This window comes from Actinoplanes sp. GCM10030250, assembly GCF_042666575.1.
Lineage (GTDB): Bacteria > Actinomycetota > Actinomycetes > Mycobacteriales > Micromonosporaceae > Actinoplanes.
Map to the genome: position 1 here is coordinate 174,721 of NZ_JBHTDO010000012.1, position 20,322 is coordinate 195,042.

General features: G+C 69.5%; 16 protein-coding genes and 1 pseudogene. 4 read left to right on the forward strand and 13 right to left on the reverse strand.

Features of this window, described 5'->3' with window-relative positions; genetic code table 11:
- Positions 1 to 2 precede the first annotated feature (2 nt).
- Complete coding sequence (locus tag ACFQV6_RS18100; RefSeq protein WP_378028652.1) at positions 3 to 2,000, reverse strand: PIG-L family deacetylase; 1,998 nt, start codon at positions 1,998 to 2,000, stop codon at positions 3 to 5.
- Between the two features lie 211 nt (positions 2,001 to 2,211).
- Between ACFQV6_RS18100 and ACFQV6_RS18105 the strand changes: the two genes are divergently transcribed.
- Positions 2,212 to 3,249 carry a hypothetical protein gene (locus ACFQV6_RS18105; protein WP_378028653.1) on the forward strand — a complete coding sequence of 346 codons (1,038 nt, stop codon included), beginning with the start codon at positions 2,212 to 2,214 and terminating at the stop codon, positions 3,247 to 3,249.
- Positions 3,250 to 3,321: 72 nt separating this feature from the next.
- On the opposite strand, the gene ACFQV6_RS18110 is transcribed toward ACFQV6_RS18105, so the two are convergent.
- From ACFQV6_RS18110 to ACFQV6_RS18125, 4 genes are all read right to left on the reverse strand, one after another.
- Positions 3,322 to 5,313, reverse strand: coding sequence for a sensor histidine kinase (locus ACFQV6_RS18110; RefSeq protein ID WP_378028654.1), 1,992 nt, complete (start codon positions 5,311 to 5,313; stop codon positions 3,322 to 3,324).
- 48 nt (positions 5,314 to 5,361) lie between these two features.
- On the reverse strand, positions 5,362 to 5,988 hold the full coding sequence (locus ACFQV6_RS18115; protein ID WP_378028690.1) for a response regulator: 627 nt from the start codon (positions 5,986 to 5,988) through the stop codon (positions 5,362 to 5,364).
- Positions 5,989 to 6,046: 58 nt separating this feature from the next.
- Positions 6,047 to 7,636, reverse strand: coding sequence for a methyl-accepting chemotaxis protein (locus tag ACFQV6_RS18120; protein WP_378028655.1), 1,590 nt, complete (start codon positions 7,634 to 7,636; stop codon positions 6,047 to 6,049).
- 135 nt (positions 7,637 to 7,771) lie between these two features.
- Positions 7,772 to 8,932 carry an acyltransferase gene (locus ACFQV6_RS18125; protein ID WP_378028656.1) on the reverse strand — a complete coding sequence of 387 codons (1,161 nt, stop codon included), beginning with the start codon at positions 8,930 to 8,932 and terminating at the stop codon, positions 7,772 to 7,774.
- 42 nt (positions 8,933 to 8,974) lie between these two features.
- Between ACFQV6_RS18125 and ACFQV6_RS18130 the strand changes: the two genes are divergently transcribed.
- Positions 8,975 to 9,337, forward strand: coding sequence for an STAS domain-containing protein (locus ACFQV6_RS18130; protein ID WP_378028657.1), 363 nt, complete (start codon positions 8,975 to 8,977; stop codon positions 9,335 to 9,337).
- Here the strand turns inward: ACFQV6_RS18130 and ACFQV6_RS18135 are convergent, their stop codons facing one another.
- From ACFQV6_RS18135 to ACFQV6_RS18150, 4 genes are all read right to left on the reverse strand, one after another.
- On the reverse strand, positions 9,338 to 12,478 hold the full coding sequence (locus ACFQV6_RS18135; protein ID WP_378028658.1) for a M4 family metallopeptidase: 3,141 nt from the start codon (positions 12,476 to 12,478) through the stop codon (positions 9,338 to 9,340).
- Between the two features lie 121 nt (positions 12,479 to 12,599).
- On the reverse strand, positions 12,600 to 13,991 hold the full coding sequence (locus ACFQV6_RS18140; protein ID WP_378028659.1) for a glycosyl hydrolase family 18 protein: 1,392 nt from the start codon (positions 13,989 to 13,991) through the stop codon (positions 12,600 to 12,602).
- Positions 13,992 to 14,282: 291 nt separating this feature from the next.
- Positions 14,283 to 14,594 carry a hypothetical protein gene (locus ACFQV6_RS18145; RefSeq protein WP_378028660.1) on the reverse strand — a complete coding sequence of 104 codons (312 nt, stop codon included), beginning with the start codon at positions 14,592 to 14,594 and terminating at the stop codon, positions 14,283 to 14,285.
- 145 nt (positions 14,595 to 14,739) lie between these two features.
- On the reverse strand, positions 14,740 to 15,075 hold the full coding sequence (locus ACFQV6_RS18150) for a MerR family transcriptional regulator (RefSeq protein WP_378028691.1): 336 nt from the start codon (positions 15,073 to 15,075) through the stop codon (positions 14,740 to 14,742).
- 896 nt (positions 15,076 to 15,971) lie between these two features.
- Between ACFQV6_RS18150 and ACFQV6_RS18155 the strand changes: the two genes are divergently transcribed.
- Complete coding sequence (locus tag ACFQV6_RS18155; RefSeq protein ID WP_378028661.1) at positions 15,972 to 16,592, forward strand: permease-like cell division protein FtsX; 621 nt, start codon at positions 15,972 to 15,974, stop codon at positions 16,590 to 16,592.
- Positions 16,589 to 17,155 (forward strand): SigE family RNA polymerase sigma factor, encoded by a 567-nt coding sequence (locus ACFQV6_RS18160; protein ID WP_378028662.1) that lies wholly within the window; start codon positions 16,589 to 16,591, stop codon positions 17,153 to 17,155. Before ACFQV6_RS18155 ends, ACFQV6_RS18160 begins: the two co-directional genes overlap by 4 nt.
- Positions 17,156 to 17,174: 19 nt before the next feature.
- Here ACFQV6_RS18160 and ACFQV6_RS18165 read toward each other — a convergent pair whose 3' ends face one another.
- The 4 genes and pseudogenes from ACFQV6_RS18165 to ACFQV6_RS18180 all read right to left on the reverse strand — a co-directional run bounded on the left by ACFQV6_RS18165 (position 17,175) and on the right by ACFQV6_RS18180 (position 20,263).
- Positions 17,175 to 17,489 carry a cellulose binding domain-containing protein gene (locus ACFQV6_RS18165; RefSeq protein WP_378028692.1) on the reverse strand — a complete coding sequence of 105 codons (315 nt, stop codon included), beginning with the start codon at positions 17,487 to 17,489 and terminating at the stop codon, positions 17,175 to 17,177.
- 63 nt (positions 17,490 to 17,552) lie between these two features.
- Positions 17,553 to 18,599, reverse strand: a pseudogene (locus ACFQV6_RS18170) (PQQ-dependent sugar dehydrogenase); the annotation flags it as partial.
- 202 nt (positions 18,600 to 18,801) lie between these two features.
- Positions 18,802 to 19,419: a dihydrofolate reductase family protein gene (locus ACFQV6_RS18175; RefSeq protein WP_378028663.1), complete on the reverse strand. Its 618-nt coding sequence runs from the start codon at positions 19,417 to 19,419 to the stop codon at positions 18,802 to 18,804.
- A 40-nt stretch (positions 19,420 to 19,459) separates the two neighbouring features.
- Entirely contained in the window at positions 19,460 to 20,263 is an 804-nt protein-coding gene (locus ACFQV6_RS18180; RefSeq protein ID WP_378028664.1) for a helix-turn-helix domain-containing protein, read from the reverse strand.
- Between the last annotated feature and the right edge of the window lie 59 nt (positions 20,264 to 20,322).

Consider the following 20,322-nt stretch of genomic DNA (forward strand, 5'->3'; position numbering starts at 1 on the left):
CCTCAGACGGTGACCCAGGCGCCGAACCGGTTCTCCGGGCCCGGCTCCTCCTGCCGGCTGACGTGCAGGCGCCCGTCCATCCCCAGCACAGCGAGCACACCACGGCCCTCGGCGTCGACCGCGAGGGCCGGCGCGCCACTGATCATCCCCGGCAGCTGACGCCACCGTGACCGGCCCTCCTTGAGCGGCGGCACCGCCACGCTCACCGTCCAGAACCGGTTGCGCTGCGCCATCACCAGATCGCCGGCTCCGGCGTCGAGCCGGTCCAGTGCGGCGATGGGCCCCAGCCCGTCCGGGCCACCGAAGTCGGCGCCGCCACCGGGCCACGCACCGCCCACCTCATGCTCCCGGTACGCCCGGATGGCACTCGCCGGATCCGGGTTCTCCCGGTTGCGTGCCGGACTCCCCTGCCGGTAGAGCAGGCACGCCCGGTCCCCGGCGGTACGCGCGACGTTGAGCCCGCCGCTCGCCACCCGGCCGGTCTTCAGCGTGTGGTGCGGCTCGAGCGGCCCACCGAGCTTCTCCTGCCGCCAGTGCGCGACAGTCAGTTTCGCCGCGACGAAGACCCGCACCAGCCCGTCCCCGGTGGTCATCGCGACCGGCACGTCCTGCAGCGGGCCGCGTCCCAGCGGCTCCCACGGTTGCCACTCACCGCCCGACTGCCGGCGGCAGCTCAGCCCGCCGGTGAAGTCACGCACGAAGACCCACAGGTCGCCCTGGCCGTCCACAGTGGCGGCCGGGACACCCATCTCCCGCTGCCGCCGCCGGTCCGGGTCCCCGGCGTCGGGGTTGCCCAGCGAGACCCACTCGGACGGCGTGCCGCCGTCGACAGTCAGGTAGCCGGCCTCGATCTCGACCCGCTCGCCGGTGTCGATCCGGCGCAGTGCCGTCACGTGTACCGCACCGCTGGGCGCCACGGCGACCGCCAGCGTCGGCATCACGCCGGGCTCGCCGATCAGAATCGGACCCTGCCACTTGTCCGGCCCCTGTTCGCGCCACATCGCCAGGCGGTCACCGAGCACCGCGAACGCGGCGAGCTCGCCGCCGGGCAGCGGAACGAGCCAGCTCGGCGTCGCGACGTAGCGCTGTGCCGAGGAGTACATGTGGGTGCTGCGGTACGGGTCGGTGCCGAGCTGGTTGTCGCCGACACCACCGTCCGCGCCGGCGTAGACGCTGAGGTAGCCGGCCTTCTCCCGATAGACCCGGGGGCTGAGGTTCATCGGCCAGTACCGGTTCGCGTACGCGCGGTAGTACTCCATCAGCGGCGGGACCTTCCACCGCTTGCTGATCAGGCTGACCGCCTCGATGGTGAACCGGGCCGTGGCGGTGTGCTCGTGGTGATCGGAGACCACGTGCCGGTCGGCGATGCCCCAATCGTGTTCCGGGTCCGGGTCGAGCGTACGGATCACTGTCGGCCGGTGCTTCTCGATCAGCTCCACCAGCGATCCGAGAAGCGTCTCGCGGCTCACCGACTGCACGTCGGCCGGCAGGTCGACCGACGGCAGTGTCGGCCCCGCTTCGAGCGACCCGTCCAGCAGCAGCGGGATCGTCGTGTTCACACCGTCGCGATGCCCGATGTTGAAGAAGTAGAGGACCACGTCCGGCCGCTCCTCGAGCTGATCACGCTCGACGACGAACCCGGTGCGGAGTTTCACCAGCTTGCGACGCCAGATGGCGTCGACACCGAGACCGGCCATTTTCGCGTACGCCCGGCGCAGTCCAACCCGCCGCGCCGTCGCATATCCCGCGTGATCGACAGGCGTCGCGTCCCGGTCCGGATCGTTGACGTCGACGTTGCGCCCGTCGCCCTCGGCGGCGGTGATCACGATGCTGACCACCGGCACGGAGGCGGTGATCGCGACGCTGATGCCCGGATTGAGGAAGTAGAGATCGTCGTCAGGGTGGGCGACGATGCTCATCACGGTGCCCGGCGTCCAGCTGCCGTCGGCGGCCGGTGCCGGAACGTCACGATTGAGCAGGGATTTGAACCAGTTCGCCATGCATCTCGCCATCACCCGTGTCGCCCTTTGGCGACGATCACGGAGAGCTTAGTTGCACCGCGCACGCGGCAGCGCCAGGCCCGCACGGGTAGCCGCCGGCCGCGCTCGAGGCGCAGCGGCAGGACCGGCCCGAACGGGGGCACAATCGGTCGTTCCGCAGTGAGTGAACAGGGCATTGACGGCAGCAACACCGCTGGTAAATTGCGCGACCATGAGAAAACGGGGCGCCGCCGCCGTATTGATGGCCATCTTTGTCGCCACCCTCGGGCTTCCCACGCCCGCCCGGGCGGCGGAGCCCACCGTCGATCTGTCGATGAACCTGGGCGGGCCGGGCGAGGTCCTGGTCGGCGAGACCGCCGAATACCGGCTCACCGCCGGCCTCACCGAGGCACCCGCCGACCTGAGCAGTGTCCGTGCGGTGCTGACGCTGCCCGACGGGGTCACCTTCGAGTCGGCCAAGCCCGATGCGGGCGGCCCGTGCACGGCCGCCGCCTCCACGGTCACCTGCGTCGCGGTGAAGAAGGAGGACAACTTCGACGCGTTCGTCTGGTACGTGACCGTGCGGTTCGCCGCGGACCTCGCGCTCGGTGAGCGGTTGCGCTTCACCGCAGTCGCCTCGTCCGACGGCACCGAGGCCACCCCGATCGACAACACCTCGACCTTCGAAACCGGGGTGGTGCACCTCGCCGACCTGGGCCTCACCGCCATCCCGCCGACCGGCAAGATCACCCTCGGCCAGCCGGTCAAGTACACGTTGATCGTGACGAACCACGGTCCCGGCGTGGTGCGGCATTTCGCGCTGCACGAGGGTTTCGACAGCCACTGGTACAGCGGCGGGACGGTCGAGGGCGCCGAAAAGGGCGAGTGTTTCGGCGACCCGGGCATGATGATCTGCGACGTGAGCACCGAGTTGCAGCCCGGTGAAGAGGTCCGCCTCGTGCACAACCTCCCCACCAGCACCGACGACACCGTGCTGGACCTCACGCAGAGCGTCTCCGTCTCGTTCTACGAGTACGCCGGCGACAAGAACAAGGCCAACGACACCCTGGAGATCCCGCTGGAGTTCGCGGCCAAGGCAAGCAGCAGCCCGTCGGCCAGCCCGTCACCCAGCGCGACCACCACGCCGGAGGCGGAGACACCCACCCTGCCGATCACCGGCCCCGCCACCCCGCTGGTGGGCCTCACCGGTCTGCTGCTCCTGCTGACCGGCGCCGGCATCGTGCTGGCCACCAGGCGCCGGCGAACCTGACCGACAAAGGCAGCACGCCGGCCACGCCGCGCCGGGATCCAGGCGCCCGGATCCGGCGCCGGCGGGCTTGAATCAGCGGCGCGGTACCCAGAACTCGACCTCGGTGCCGTCGCCGGGCCGGCTGTGGATGGTCGTGGTGCCGCCGAGATCGCCGATCCGGCCGCGCATCGACTGCGCCACCCCCAGCCGGCCGGCCGAGGCGGCCTCCGCCAGGCGCCGCGGCTCGAAACCGGCGCCATCGTCGCGCACGGTCACCCGTACCCCATCGTCTTCGTCCTCAAGAAGGATCCAGGTCCGCGCAGCGGGACCGGCATGTTCGCGGACGTTGTCCAGCGCGGCCCGGACCGCCGCGATCAGCTCGGCCGCCCGCTCCGCCGGCAGCGCCACCGGGGTGGCCGGCGACGAGACCTCGAGGACCGGCGACGACAGCGCGGAAAGTGCGGACCTCAGGTCCACCTCGCCCCGTTCGCCAGGCGTGGTGCCGCAGAGCAGGTTGCGCAACGCCGTCTCCTGCTCACCCGCCAGCGCCGCCAGTCGGGCGCCGGATCCGCCCAGCTCCGAGCCCTCCCGCTGGACCAGGGCCAGCACCTGCAGCACCCCGTCGTGGATCGGGCGGGCCAGCCGGTCACGTTCCGCGGCCGCCGCCTCCTGCCGGATCAGCTCGGCCCGTTTGCGTTCCGCCCAGCGCTCCGACAGGTAGTGCGCGACGCCCAGGCCACCGATCGCCGCGGCCACCGCCAGCAGCAGCACGGCAGCGGTGTCGAAGTGGAGCCGGGAGCTGAGGGGCGAGTCCAGCGCCTGCCCGCCGCCCAGGTAGATCACCGGCACCGTCTGGGCGCCGGCCACCGCCAGGACTCCGGCGATCGGGCCCAGCACCACCGGGACCGCACCGCGCGGGGCGAGCACCGGCGCGGCGGCTCCGACCACAGCGGTCGCCGCCGCCGTGGCCAGCACCAGCATCACCAGCGCCGGCACGACGCGGTGCTGGTCCGCCAGCTTCTCCGGGTGGCCGCTCGTCGCGGCGTACGCGATGAACAGCGAGGTCGCCGTGCTCACCGCGAGGGTCGCCGCCGCCGGGATCCGCCACCGGCTCGCGGCGCAGGCCGCACCGATCGCCACCCCGGCCGCCGCGCCGAACCAGCGCATCGGTCCCGTGCTGTTCATCGCGGTGAACGCGATGAACAGCGGTGCCGAGACCGCGATCTGCGCGGTGGCGGCGGTCAGTGCGGCGGCCAGCGACCACAGGCCGGCGAAAGCGGTCACGGTGAGCACCGCGGCCAGGGTCAGCGCGCCGAGGATGGCGCTTTTCGTGTACGGGTACCGCGACAGCGTCGTCCAGCTCACGTCCAGCAGAGCGCCGAGCCGTTCGGCCGAGATCATCGCGATCGGCAGCACGATCAGGGCCGCCAGCCCGCCGGTGACGACCAGCCGCAACCTCCGCCCGCTCCAGGCCCTGCCCTCCGGCACTCCGGTGGCGTCGCGGTCGCCTCGCCGCCGGTGCCAGGCCGCCGGGGCGATCGCGGTCAGACCGGTCACCAGGAGCACGCCGTGCCAGACGGACAGATCCGGTTCCAGGCCCTCCCAGGCCATGCCGGGCAGCGAGTGGCCGAACAGGACGGACCCGGCGGCCAGGCCGGCCACGGCTGCGCCAAGACCCGGGGACCCGCTGCTCAACAGGCTTTGCGCGGCACCCAGGACAGCCACTACGAGCACCGGAAATGCCGCGTTGAGCCCGTGGAACACCTCGATCGGGTATCTGTCCGGCAGCAGCTGCGGCCACATCAGCGGCACGCTCAGCAGCCCGGCGGCCGGCAGCAGGTACGGCCACCAGCGCAGCAGGCACAGCGCCAGCACGGTCGCCGCAGTCGGGACCAGCGGAGTGATCGGATTCGGCCCGTAGTAGGCGTCCGGACCTGCCACGCCGAGCATCGGTGAGAACTGACCGCCCCGCTTGGACGCCAGCATCGCGATCAGCAGGCAGCCACCCAGCCCGGCCAGGGCCGTACCCCAACGCCTGTTCATATCGACGATCATCGCCGATGTCCCGGAACTCTCGACATCCATGCCTGACAAGATCCCGGAAGCCGGTGCCGTGGGCATGAGTACAAGTACTCATTCGAGCCCGTTCTCGATGGCATAGCGGACGAGCGCGCTCCGATTGTGCAGCTGAAGCTTGCCGAGGGTGTTCTGCACGTGGTTCTGCACGGTCCGGTGCGACACCACCAGCCGCTCCGCCACCTGCCGGTACGACAGGCCCTTGGCGACCAGCCGCAACACCTCGGTCTCCCGGGCGGTGAGCTGCGGTTTCTGCGCCGGGGTCGTGGCCAGCCGCCGGTACTCACCCAGCACCAGCCCGGCCAGCCCGGCGGTGAACACGGTCTCGCCCTCGGCGGTGCGCCGGACCGCGTCGAGGAACTCCTGGCGGCCGGCCGACTTCACCAGGTAACCGGTGGCGCCCGCCTTGACCGCGTCGAGGACGTCCTGCTGCTCGCCGCTCGCGGACAGCATCAGGATGCGGACCGCCGGCAGCACGTCGAGCAGGCCACGGATCACCTCGACCCCGGACAGGCCGGGCAGCTGGAGGTCGAGGACGACCACGTCGGGACGTGCGGCGAGGGCGACCCGCAGAGCCTGGGTGCCCTCACCGAGCGTGGCGGTGACGAGGTAGCCGGCCTCGGTGAGGTCCCGGGCCACCCCGTCCCGCCACATCGGATGATCGTCGACCACCATCACGCGCATCGTCACAGTCGTACATTCTGCCGAAGGGCGAAACCCCGCCTTCTGCCGAAGCGAAACCTCAGACCCGGTAGGCGGAGATCGTCTGCTGGAGGTCGGCGGCCGTGCGGGCCAGGTCGGCAGCGGTCTGCTGCGTCTCGGTGGCACCGGCGGTGACGTGGCGGGTGGCCTCGGCGACACCGGAGATCGTGTCGGCGATGCTGACCGAGCCCTCGGCAGCCTCGCTCACGCTGCGGGAGATCTCCGCAGTGGTAGCGGTCTGCTCCTCGACCGCGGCCGCGATCGTCGTCGTGTAGTCGTTGATCGTGGCGATGACCTGGCCGATCTCCTGGATCGCGGTGACCGCCGCGGAGCTCTCGGCCTGGATCGCCGTCACCTGAGCGGTGATCTCCTGCGTGGCCCGGGCCGTCTCCTGGGCCAGGTCCTTCACCTCGGAGGCCACCACGGCGAAGCCCTTGCCCTGCTCACCGGCGCGGGCGGCCTCGATGGTGGCGTTGAGCGCGAGCAGGTTGGTCTGCTCGGCGATCGACGTGATCATCGCGACGACCGTACCGATCTGGGCGGACGCCTCGCCGAGCCGCGCGACGCTGGCGTTCGTCGACGCCGCGGCCCGGGCGGCCTCCGCGGCGACGCCGGCCGCCTCGTTCGCGTTCGTGGAGATCTCGCGGATGGAGATGCCCATCTCGTCGGCACCGGCCGACACCGTCCGGACGCTCTCCGACACGCGGCCGGCCGAGTCGGACACCGTGCCGACCTGCACCGCGGTCTCCTCGGCGGAAGCGGACAGCTGGGACGCCACCGCCGACATCTCCTCCGACGCAGAGGCGAGCACCGACGAGCTCTCACCGATCCGGCCGACCATGCCGGCCATCGCCTCGGCGGTGGTGTTGAGCGCCTGGGACATCTGGCCGACCTCGTCGGTGCTGTCGACCTCGACCCGGGCGGTCAGGTCACCCTTCGCGATCCGGGCGAGCGCCTCGACGTTGCGCGACAGGGGGCGCACGATCAGGCGGGCGATGGCGGTCGCGAGGAGCAGGCCGATCACGGTGCACGAGGCGAGCAGCGCGATCACCAGGATGCGGGTGGAGTCGTACCGGCTCTGCGCGGTGGCCTCCTGCGTGACGCCGGCCTTCACGGTCTCGTCGGCGAGCGTGGACAGGTCCGCGCGTACCGCCGTCTTCCGCTCGGCGAGCTCACCGGCGCGCAGCGCGGCCAGCTTGGTGGTCTTCCCGGCCGCGGCGAGCGGCAGCACCCCGGTGTCGAGTTGCTCGCTGAACTCCGCCCAGTCGGTCCCGAACGACTCGATCGACGCGCGAGCGACGGTACCGATCGGGTAGGTCTGGTAGGCGGCGGCGTACTCGGTGACCTGCTTCTGCGCCTTGGCGATCGCCTCTTCGGCGGTCGCACGCTCCTCGTCGGTCGAGGCCAGCTGGTAGTCGTCAGCACCCAGCCAGACCCGGTTGACCGCGCTGCGCAGGTTACCGATCGTGTTGAGCTCCCCGTTCATCACGTAGGCGGACTTCACCTGGTCGTTCGTGGCACCGAGGCTGTCCAGCGCGAACAGCCCGTCACCGACACCGAACAGCGCCACGATCCCGACCGCCGTCATGATCTTCGTGCTGACCCGCCGGTTCCCGAGCAGGCTCCGCATGGGATTGAATCCGGTCGTCCTGGCCTGGTCAGCCATCGGGTTTTCTCCTCGTTTGTCGGCAACGATGCAGTCCCTAGGTCGGCGGAGAACCCCCGTCCCAGAGTCCACCGACGGTGCAGTCGGGGAGCACAACCGTCACCGCATGCCGAAGAGCAACCTGGTCACCCTGGTGCGCCGGACCAGCAGGTCGTACACGGCGAACATGATCACGAACGACGCCACGACGATGACCAGGTATTTCACCGGGATCGGAGCGTCCCAGCGCACCACCTGATAGGCGACGACCACGACGATCGGCTGGTGGAGGATGTAGAGCGGCAGGGCGGCGGCGCCGAGGTAGGCGTACACGCGCCGGCCCTCGGCGGGCTGCCGCGCGGGCTCCACCGGTCCCCGGTCCAGCAGGCCCAGGATGGCGACCAGCCAGCACCAGCCGGCGGCGGCGAAGAGCACCCGGGCGAGGACGGCATGGGCGGTCATGTCGGTGAACGGTTCGCCGTCGGCCGTACCCAATGCGATGCCCGCGCCGCCGAAGAGCACCACCCCGGCGACCGCCGCGATGCGCGCCTGGCTTCGCATCGCTGACCGGAACCGATCGTCGGACGCCAGCGCGAAACCGTAGAGGAAGAAGATCAGGTACGCCCATCGGCTCCAGCCCGCGAACGCCTCCTCCATGCCGAGGACCGCCCCGATCACGACCAGGGGGATCGCCGGCACCAGGAGCAGGACCCCTCGCGTCGCCACCGCCTCGGCGCACGCGTCACGGATCCGGCCGATGCGCTCGCCCGGCAACCACGCGACGAGCGGCGAGAGCATCAGCGAGAACGCCAGCAGCAGCACCACGAACCACAGGTGCCCGCTCTCGAAATCCTCGCCGCGCACGAGGAACGGAAAGTTGGACAGGCTCAGGTGAACGTCGAAGAATCGCCGGAGGAAGTCCGGATAGGACTCCGTGGCGCCCGACCGCAGCCACTGCGGCACCGGGATCAGGACCAGCGTGGCGAACACCAGCGGCACACCGAGTCGCAGCAGCCGCTCACCGGCGAAGCCCCGCACGCCGCGCCGGTTGATCGAGTGCCACGATCCGAGACCGGCGATCAGGAACAGCGCGGGCATCGCCCAGACCACGCCGAGCCCGGCCAGCCAGGTGACCGCCTCGGTGGTCTGCGCGTTCTTGACGTAGAAGTCGTCGCGCGTGTCGAAGACCAGCGCCGCGTGGAAGAACACCAGACCGAGCACGACGGCCAGCCGGATGGCGTCGAGCTCGGGCCGCCGCTTCACGGAAAGTCGTGTCTCCATCACATCAGAATCTCAGAGCAACGCACTGGTTTGGTGATCATGATGGCGGGTACCGTGATCGAGATGTCGATGATGGCGGCTGTCTCCTACCGAACCGACCCTGACGGGGTGGTCGATGCGACGATCACCGGCGAGCTCGATCTGGCAGAGGCGGACTCGATCCGTGACAGCCTGGTCAGCGCGGCTCGCGGTATGTCCGGCCCCTACCTGCGGGTGGACCTGAGCCAGGTGAGTTTCATGGACTCGTATGCGCTGGGCGCCCTGGTCAGCGCCCGCAACACCGCGGCGAGCGTCGGCGTCACCCTCACCCTTGTCGATCCGTCGCCTCCGGTCCGCAAGGCGATTGAGGTGACCGGCCTGTCCGACGTCTTCGGGCTCGCTGATCAGGGCTCTAGCGAGGATTGATCACCTGACCTTCAGCTTGACCGAGGCGCTGCCCGCTGTCGCGTTGTAGCCGCCACCGGCCACGATCACCCGCAGTGTCCAGGTGCCGCGTTTGAAGGCCCGGGAGAACGAGTACGTCCCCTTGGCCGTCGTCTTGACGCTCGTGACGGCCACCCAGCGGGAGCCCACCTTACGTTGCAGGGTGACTTTGACTCCCGATCGAGCCGGTTTCGCCGTACCGGAAATCTTGATCTTCTTGTTGGCCCTGTGTTTGGTCGTGCTCGCCTTGACCGTTACCGCATAGCGGACAGCCGCCGACGGCGTCGCCGAGGTCGCCGGCCACATGCCGGAGGAACCGGCGTGGATGACCCGATATGCGGTCTTGACTGCCGGTTTGACCGACGCCCGCCACACGCCCTTGCCGTCGGTCTTGACCGTCGTGACCCGGCTCCACGTGGTCCGCCCGACCGGCCGCTGTTCCAGGGTCAGCACCGCTCCGGCGACCGGCGAACTGCCGCTACGCAGGACCTTTCCGCTGAGCGTGGCCGGTTTGCCCCAGGTGACCGTGCCGGGTGACACGCTCAGCGGCAGTCCGGTCGGTGTCAGCGTGAGCGTCTTCTCCGGGCCGTCGCCGATCGCGCTTCTCGCACGGACCCCGACGGTGTACGCCTTACGCGTATCCAAACCGGTCAGCTGCAACGAGCGCGCATTGGCGGGGAGCGTCTGCTCGGTGCCGGGCGACAGCCTGACGATCCAGCCGGTGACCTGCGCATCTCCGGTCATGTAGGGCAGCCGGTCCCACGCGAGGGACGCACTGCCGTTATGGCCGGTGACGGACACGCCGACCGGGAGACCCGGGAGCCGTGCCGGCCGCACCTTCCACGGCACCGAGGCGGTCACCTGATCACCGTCGGCGTCGACGGCCGTCAGCACCGTGGTGCCGGACCCGGCGGTCGTGGGTATGCCGGCGATAGTGACCTCGTAGGTACTCGAAACCGGCCGGCGCACCGTCACGTCGAGCCCATCCGGTACGCCGGTCGCGGTCACCTTGAACGAGTCGTAGGGATCGTCCAGATAGTCCGGTGCGTCGACGAAGACGGCCGCCCTGATGTTGCCGAGGGCTCCGGCACCCAGCTGCATGGTCACCGCGGGCGACACCGAGTGCACCACCGCGGGGCCCTTGACCAGCCAGTACACCACTTCACGGGCGGTGTTGCCGTCCGGGTCGGTGGCGAGCATCTCGCTGCGGTACTCACCCTTGACGGTGGGCACGCCGGTGATCAGGCCGGCCGCGTCGATCGACACGCCGGGCGGCAGGCCGGTCGCGCCGAAGGTCACCCGCTGACCCTGCGGGTCCTTGGCACTGAGTTGCATGCGGACCGGATCCCCGATGTGCGGGCTCGGCGAGTAGTCCTCGAACTGCGCGAAGTCGGGTGTGCCGTACGCGCCGTCGGAGCCGTCGACCCCGGCAGCCAGCCAGGCCGCTTCCACCGTGCGCCGTTCGGAGCTGTCCGGGCCGTACAGGTCGGCGGCCGCGAACAGGGTCGCCTCGCGCGCGCCGGCGAAGTTGGTGTTCGACACCATGTAAACGGTCAGGGCGCGGTACCAGATCTGCGCGGCGCGCTCGTTGCCGATGCCTGTGACCGGCACCGCGTCACCGCACGGCGGGCTGTCGCCCCACTCCGAAACGCCGCTGCCCACGGCCAGCGTGTAGAAGAACTTGTTGGCGACCCCGGACGAGTGGTGCACGTCGAGGTCCTTCACCGCGGGAGCCCAGCAGGAGGCGGATCTGCCATCCCGTTTCGGCTCGTCCATGCTGCGCAGCGCCGGAACCCGGGTCTCGGTCTTCTCACCGATCAGATAGTCCGGCGGGTCGGCCGGGTTGTTCGCCGAGAACTCGACGAGCGTGCCGAAGATGTCGCTGCTCGCCTCGTTCAGCGCGCCGGACTCACCCGAGTTCACCAGCCCGGCGGTGGCGTAGGTGAGGCCGTGCGCCATCTCGTGCGCGACCACGTCGATCGAGGTGAACGGCTTGCCCGCGAGCGAACCGTCACCGAACATCATGCACTCGCAGGACCTGCTCCACGAGGCGTTGGCCTGGTTGACGGCGTGGTGGACGTAAGCGGTCAGGCCCTTGCCGTCGTTGCGGATCCCGGAGCGGCCGAACGTGTCCCGCAGGTAGTCCCACGTCGTGGCCATGCCGTAGTGCACGTCGACGGCAACCGAGGCGCGGTCGGCGCGGGTGCCGTCACCCCACACGTCGTCCGCGTCGGTGAACTCGGCGAACTTCTTCGGTTCGAAGAGGGAGTCCTCGTTCAGGGCATCGCGGACCCGGTTGTCACCCCGGCCGGGGTCGACAAGCAGATAGGTGCCGTCGGCCTGCCTCGTGGTGCCCAGTGCGACGTCGCCCACCTGCAGTCCGTGCCCGGTACCGGCGTCGGCGGTGTGCACCTCGCGATAAGCGCGCCGAATGTCCCCGGTCGTCCCGTCCACGATCACGACCTGATCCCCGGAAGTCACCTCCCAGGCCGGAACCGGCTTGCCGTCGAAGGCGTCGATGACTTTCCGGACGCCGGGCTTCCCCTGTCGGCCCTTTTCGAGCCCGCCCTCTTCTGCCGCGGTGACGGCTCGCGCCCGGCTGACCTTGGTAATCGTCTTCGAGATCTCGATCGCCTGCTGCTGTGCCACGGTGGCTCCGGACAGCCGTCCGCCCTCGTCGGAGTGCACCACGAAATCACCGCCGAGCACGGGCAGGCCGTCGTGCGTGCGCTGGAACCGGACATGCCGGTCGCCGTCCGGGTCCACCACGGCGTCCACCGGGCGGTAGTGCTCCCCGGGTGCGGAACGGATCGCTGAGCCGTTGCGGCGCACCACGGTCCGGGCGTCGTCGACGGCTCGGGTCCTGGCAGTCTTCCCGGCCTCGGGAGCCTCGTCGGCTCTGTCAGCCTTGTCCGCCTTATCGGCCTTGTCGATCGGCGCTGTCTCGCCGGGCGCCTCGGCTTCGCCGGCTGACGGCTCCGGCGTTCGCTGCGGCGCGGCCGCCTCGGTCCAGGACGCCGGCGGATCGCCCGCGGCGTCTCCCCTGGTGGCTGCCACCCCGCCACCAGTCGCCACCAGCAAGGCGGCAATTGCGATCAGGCCACGGCGATGCCGGACTGCCATTCAGTGTCCCCCGTTGATCATCGACAACGGTGGAACGATACTGGATCGGCGCTGTCCGTCATCGATGGCTTTACCGGCAGCGGCCGCCCCACCCTCGACCGGGTGGGGCGGCCGCCGGCTATCAGGGCAGGGTCCAGCGCTGGTTCGTGCCGGCGAAGCACTCCCAGATCTGCAGCCGCGTGCCGTTTGCCGAGCTGTTGTTCTGCGCGTCCAGGCACTTGTTGCTGACCGGGTTGCGCAGCGTGCCGTTGGACTGGGACTGCCACTGCTGTGCACCCGAGCCGTTGCAGTCGTAGATCTGCACCAGCGCGCCGTTCGCGGTGCCGGCCGCGGCCACGTCCAGGCACTTGCCGAGCGCCCGGACGGTGCTGTCGGTGCCGACCGTCCACGTCTGCGCGGCGGTGCCGTTGCAGTCGTAGAGCTGCACGGCCGTACCGTTGGCACTGCTCGCCGAAGCGATGTCCACGCACTTGCCACCGATGCCGGTGATCCGCCCGGTCCGGCCGGTCGGCGGGTTGGTCGGCGGGTTGGTGGGCGAGCCACCCATCACGGTCTCGTAGATCGCACTGACCAGCGAGTTCGCTCCGGTGGCGTCCTGCGACAGCTCCCAGTTCATGATGCCGCCGGCGTTGGCCAGGGCCCACTGGGTCTTGCGCCGGATCGTCGGCAGCCCGTTGTAACACTGCTGCGCGCCGCCGGCCGTGGTGCAGTCCCGGTTGGCGTTGGCCGGGTCGAGGGCCACCAGTTGGGCGTACGTGTAGTAGCCGGGCCGGCTGTAGAACGGCACACCCAGCACGGTTTTGGCCTTCGGCAGGCCGCGGTTCTTCCAGAAGTTCGCCGCGTTGATCGACCAGTCGTAGTTCGCGTGCGGGCTGCCGCCGTCGTAGGCCATGATGTTCAGCCAGTCGACGTATCCGAAGACCGCCGGCTGCACGCCGTTCGCGGTGCCACCCTCACTGACCACGGCGGCCGTCAGCAGCTTGCCCTCATTGTGCAGGGCGGTGCTGAGCTGGCCCATCAGCGCGGTGTAGTTGTTGCCCGAGGTGCCCGGATCCGGGTACTCCCAGTCGATGTCGACACCGTCCAGGTTGTACTGACGGACCGTGCTCATCACCGAGTTGACGAACGTCGTACGGCTGCCGGAGTTCCCTGCGAGCGTCTCGAAGGCCGAGTCGTTGCCGTCGTTCCAGCCACCGATCGCGAGCGAGACCTTGACGTTGTTCTGATGCCCGAGTGTTACAAGCTGTTGCAGCTTTGCGGTGTTCTCGATCGGCTGCAGCGTGCCGTTGGCGTTGGGCAGCGCGAACGAGTAGTTGATGTGGGTGAGCTTGCTGTACTGGACGCTGGTGGCGCTGCCGGCCCAGGAGGGCATGTAGCCGACGCTCTTGAATCCGTTGGGCAGGACCGCGGCCTGAGAGACACCCTGGCCGGTCAGTGCGATGGCGGTACCGGCAGCGGCGACCGCGAGCGCCGTCGCAACCGTTGCCCACCTGCTTCGTCGTGTAAGGCTCATGGGGAATGCGACCCTTCGTGTCCGGCATGTGGAGCACGCCGTTGGGGATGACTGCGGGCCGTCAAATATTAAGAAGCTTTACAGAAACTGGTCAATATAAGGCTCCGGTTCCGGAACAAAATGACGTGTTACATGACGCGGAGGCTCGCCCTCCGGTTTCAGCACAGCACAGCGCAGCACAGCGCGGCTTGGCGCAGCACAGCGCGGCTTGGCGCAGTGTGGCGCGGCGCGGCGCGGCGTTCGATACGGCCTGTTGTTGCGGCCGGCCCGTTCGGTGGGCGTTTCTTCGCCTTACTCGGCGGCGATGCTCTTCCCGTTCACGTCGCGGCGGGAGTCGGCATCGTGTTCCCAGGTGCCCTCGTGCTCCCAAGCGCCCTCGTGCTTGAGGCCCGGCAGCGTGAGCGAGTCCGCGCGCCGGTCGATGGCATGCGCCTGAGCGGTCACCTCGTCACCGAGAGCGTGCAACCGTGCGGTGGTTGCCGGATTCGGTGACTCCTCGGCACTGCGGTGAAGGATGGCTTCGGCCACTTCCAGTTGCTCTGCGGTGCCGTGCATCGCCGCAGCCGTCCGCCGCCGGCTCGACATCTCTTCTCCCGAAGTCATTCCCCAGGTCTACCCGGACAGAACGGCGATAACACCACCGGACCGCGCAGGCAACCCTCTTCGCCGAGCACAGCGCCCGTAAAGGGGCTCCGGATAACGACAAACGGCCCCTCTCATGCTGGAGAAGGACCGTGAGGCGGCGGAGTCAGGCTTCTTGCTGGTTCGCTTGCCGGCTCGCTTCTTCGCGCCGGAAGTTCTCGTTGTGCTGGAGGGCCTCTTCAAGCTGGTCCTCCAGAATGATGATTCGGCAGGCGGCTTCCAGAGCGGTGCCCTGGTCAACCATCTCCCGAGCCCGCGCGGCGAGGCGCAACTGGTACCGGGAGTAGCGCCGATGCCCCCCGCTCGACCGCAGCGGGGTGATCAGTTTCGCGTCGCCGAGCCGGCGCAGGAAGTCCTGCGAGGAGCCGGTGATCTCAGCGGCGCGGCCCATCGTGTAGGCGGGGTAGTCGTCGTCACCGAACATGTCGTCGGGTTGGGCCATATACAGGTTCTCTCCAATGACGAGGGCCCCGGCGCAGAAGCGCCGGGGCCCGGGGTTACGGGTCAAAAACACCATCTACCGACAGGTTCGCCGGGTTGTCGTATCCGCACCTGCCGCCATTGGCGACACAGGTTGCGAGGATCGCATAAGCGTGACCGAAGACCACCTTTCGTTCGATGGATACTGCGGTGTCCGCGCCAGTTCGAGTTGCGCCCTGGCAGCGGGCGATCCAACGGTGTCCGTGCCCTCCCTTTCCTCTGCTTCCCATTCCTGTACTGCTTGTCCTACTGCCCGCCGGTGTCGGAGCCCACGCGACTTCATGGCCCCACCACGTGCGGCGGATTGTCGTGCCAGCCAGAGCCCTGAACGAACATCGGCCCTGCCTGCTGCCCTGACCTGGAATTACGTCAAGGTCTTGTCTTGCCACTTCCACGTGCCTTACTCGTCGTGCATGTTGCTGGTCGTGCGTCTTGCCGGTCTTACATCTTGCTGGTGTTGCTGCACTGCGTCTTACTCGTGTTTCTGTCCTACTTGCCTTACGGGTACTGCTTGCCTTACTGGGCGGTGAACATTTCCACCGCCGTGCTGAGCGAGCCACGAAATGGTTCGGGCCCTGCTTAACGCTCAGCAAGCTCGTCTGCGTTTTCGACGATCTCCGCTGTCAACGGACAGAACATTACCCACCCCTGGCGAGAATGTCTAGTACCTCGAACCCAGATTTTCTGGAGGGCCACCACCAGGCAACCTGTGCCCGCCGACGAGGCACCCTCCGGCCAGGCCGTGGCCTACCGATGGCCCGCCGCTTGACGCCCACCCGGAGCCGGTGTGACCTGATCGGGCGGCCATCCAGTCATACCGGCAGAGGAGATCCAACCCCGGCAGCGAGGAGAACGGCTGTGACCCAGAACCTGCGAGATCACTTCGACCGGGCGGTCAGCGACGACCCGGGCGCCGCCCTCAACGAGATGGCGGATGCGGCCATCACCGAGGGCGGCCGCCTGCGCCGGCGCCGGAACCACCGGACCGCGCTGGGCGCGGCGGCCGGCGTCGTCGCGGTGATCGGTGCGGTGGCGGGACTGAACCTCACGGCCGGCTCGCCGGAGTCCACGGACCCCCAGGTGACGCTGGCCGCGGCGATGATGCCGGTCTCGGCTCCCTCCTGCCTGCCGCAACCCGTGGAGACCGATGCGACCGACGCGCTCGTCTTCCTGACGGCCGGGGTGACGGAGGTCCAGCGGACCGCGCTCGCCGAGGCGTTGAGCGATGATCCGCGGGTGAGTGCCTTCGCGTTCGAGAGCCGTAAGGAGGCGTACGAGAAGTTTCGAAGCCGGTATGCCGACAACCCGGACCTTATCGCCGCGGTCGGGACCGACCGCTTCCCCGAGGCATTTCGCCTGCGTCTGGGCGTAGCCCAGCAGTACACCGAGCTTCGCCTCCACTACGCGGCCATGGACGGCGTCGATCTGATCACCGGCCGCAGGTGTACGGCGGACGCCCCCGTCGGAGGAGTCCTGTGACCGACACCCACACGTCAGCACCGGCTCCCGTCCTCGGTGGCTGGTCGACAGCGCGCCGTCGCACGAAGGCGGCCCGCGACGCGGAGTTCACCGCGTTCGTCGAGTCCGCCGGAACCCGGCTTCGCCGTAGCGCGTACCTGATGTGCCGGAATTGGCATTCAGCCCAGGACCTGGCCCAGCAGACGTTCGCCAAGATGTACGCCGTCTGGGATCGGATCCGCGACGACACGAACCTGGAGGCCTACAGTCGCCGGGTCCTGATGAACGCGGTCTTCGACCAGCAGCGCCGGCGCAGCGGCTCCGAACTCGTCCTGGCCGACCTGCCCGAACGGCCCGATCTGACACCGCCCGCGACACCGGAGCTCCGCCTCGCCCTGGTGGACGCCCTGGCCCAGCTGGCCGTCGAGGACCGTGCCGTCCTGGTGCTACGCCACGCCGAGGACCACAGCGTCGAAACCGTGGCCACCATCCTGGGCATATCGGCTTCGGCGGTGAAGATGCGCAACGCCCGCGCGCTGAGCCGCCTGCGGACGTTGCTCGGCGAGGACTTCCCCGATCGCTGAGGAAGGCCTCGCCGAGGGGTCACCCGATCGAGCAGGCCGTGCCGTCCAGGCGGAAGTCGGTGGGGTGGGCGTTCGTGCCGCTGTAGGTGGCCTGCAGACCGAACGTCACCGTGGCGCCGGCCGCCAGCCCGCCGTTCCAGCTGACGTTACGCGCGGTCACCGTGGCGCCCGATTGGCTCACTGTGGCGTTCCAGCCGCCGGTGACACGCTGGTCGCCGGGGAAGGTGAAGGTGGCAGTCCACGAGGAGCGCGCGGCGCCCAGGTTGGTCACGCCGACGTTCGCGGTGAAGCCGCTTCCCCAGTCGTCGGCCGCCCAGCGCACTGAGCAGGCCACGGTCGGTGCCGTGGTCGGAGAAATACTGGTGGCGGGCGTTGTGGGCGAGCCGACGGGCGGGAAACGCAGGATCCGGTCGTCGTCCGCGGCCGGCGTACCCCGGCCGTCGCGGTTGCTGGTGGTCACCCACAGTGCACCGTCGGGCGCGCGTTCCACAGTGCGCAACCGCCCGTACCGGCCCTGTAGCAGCGCGACGGGTGTTCCCGCGCCACCGGCTCCGTCCAGCGGTACCGTCCACAGTCGTTGTCCGCGCAGCGCGGCGACGTACAGCGTCTGGCCGTCGATGGCCGCGCCGCTGGGCGAAGCCTCAGCCGTGGTCCACACCACGATCGGGTTGCGGAAGCGGGTGTCGGTGCCGCGACCCTCGACCGTCGGCCAGCCGTAGTTGCCGCCGGCCACGATCTGGTTCACCTCGTCCCACGTGTTCTGACCGAACTCGGCGGCGTACAACCGGCCCTGCGCGTCCCAGGCGAGACCCTGCGGGTTGCGGTGGCCGAGGCTGTAGACGAGCGATCCGGGGAACGGGTTGCCGGTGGCGGGCACACCACCGTCGGGCCGCATCCGCAGGATCTTGCCGTTGCGGCTCTGCTGGTCCTGAGCATTCGACGTCACACCCGCGTCACCGACACCGGCGTAGAGCATGCCGTCGGGTCCGAACGCGATCCGGCCGCCGTCGTGGATGCTCGCCTTGGCCAGCCCGCTGAGCACCACCTGCTGGGTCTGCGGTGCGTCCAGCCGGAACCGGGAGATGCGGTTGTCGGTGGCCGAGGTGAAGTAGACGTACACCAGATTGTCCTGGGCGAAGGTGGGAGACACCGCCAGGCCCAGCAGACCCGCCTCACCGGTGGGTGCGACGCCGGCGATGGTGGTGACGGTGACCGGCGCACTGCCGGGACGCACTCTCAGCACCCGGGCACTGTTGCGTTCGGCGACGAGCGCGTCGCCGCCCGGCAGAAAACCGAGACCCCACGGTACGGTCAGCCCGGTCGCCACCACCTGCGGGTTGGCCAGGTCTGGTTCCAGGGCGGCGGCGGGCGAACTGGCTGCGACCACGGCAGCGCCCAGAATCAGCGCGGCGACTGCGCTGGCGGCGACGATCGTACGGCGCATGAAGCACCTCCGGTTTTGATAGACGTGCATCAATGTACGTCGCGCATCAATGTACGTCGCGGCGCCGCGACCCGCGAATCGACCAGCGGCGGCCGACTCTGCCGGATCATCCGATTCTTCACAGCCCGCGTCGACGGCAGCCACGTTCGACAGGTCACCCACACTCCCCTCTGGGAGAGCGCGCCGGACTGGGGACCGGTCCCTATCGGGTGACGTCGTAGATCAGGTGCGTCGCGGTGGAGGTGGCGATCACGCTGCGCTGCACCAGCGTGCGCGGCACCCCACCGGTGAACAGTGGCGTGCCGCCGCCCAGCACCACGGGCGCGAGGTGCAGCGACAGCGTGTCGACCAGCCCGGCGTCGAACGCCGCGCGGATCGTGGCGCCGCCGCCCATGAGGACGACGTCGAGGTCCTGGCCACGCTCCGACGATGCCGCCTCCGCGCGTTCGCGTGCGGCAGCGACCGCGTCGGGCACACCGGTGGTGACGAACGTCCAGTCGAGGTCGGTGAGTCGTACCGACTCCGGCGGCGAGCTCGTCACGACGACGAAGGACGGCTTTCCGACCTCACCGGCGCCGTAGCCCGTTTCGTCGTTCCAGCCGTCCGGCCCGTCGACCAGGTCGAAGAGCCGGCGTCCGAGGATGACGGCGCCCGAGCGGGCGGTCGCCTCGCGAAGGATCCGGCTGTCCTCGGGGTCGGTGGAGAATGCCCAGGTGTGCAGGGCTTCACCACCGGCGCCGAGGCCGTTGTCCGGGCCGGGGCCGGGCCCGGTGACGAAGCCGTCGAGGGAGATCGAGATGTCAGCGATGATGCGAGTCATGCCGTGATAGACCCGTTACGTCGCCCGAACTCATCGCTCGTCACCACGACACCATGTCGTTCAGTGCGGCGCTGGTCGTCTCGTCGGCCGGCAGGAACGCCTCCAGCCGCAGTTCAGCGATGGTGACGTCGGTGGCCGTGCCGAAGTGGGTGAGTGTGGTGATGAGCCGCAGATCCGGGTGGTCCGGGTCATCCGTGCGCAGGTGCAGCGGCACCGCGAAGCCGAGGTGATGTGGCGGGAGTCGTCGTGGACGCGGCGGCGCCATCTCGGCCAGTTCCCCGGCGAGGCGCCGGAGCCGGTCGCTCGGGTTGCGCACGCTCTCGGCCTGCACGCCGTCGATGATGTGCCAGGCCCACTCGTCGATGTTGACGATGCGCGGCGCGAGGCCGCGGGGGTGCAGCAGGACTCGCGGGACGCTCACCGGTGGCGTCAGCAGGCCGGGGTCCACCCCGCGGGTGATCATGTGAAACCCGGCATTGGCCGAGACCAGGTCACCGTGCCGGTCGACGACCACAGCCGGGTACGGCAAGTGACCGTGCAGGACCCGATCGAGAGCGGTCCGCACCGCGGCGAGCTGAGGGTCGTCCAGGTCGCTCTGCGGGTACGCGGGTGCGAATCCCGCGGCCAGGAGCAGCCTGTTGCGTTCGCGGATCGGCACCTCCAGCGACTCGGCCAGCCGAATGATCATCGAACGACCGGGAGTCGAGCGGCCACTCTCGATGAAGCTGACGTGCCGCTGTGTGGTGCCGGCGCGCGTCGCCAGTTCGAGTTGGCTGACCCGTCGGCGCGTGCGCCACGTGCGCAAACCATCCGCGAGTCCGCCGGTTGCCGCATCGGTGATCACGCGTCCTGTGTACCGGTTTCGGTGGCGGTCCGCGATTCCCTGCCGGGAATTGCCGGGCG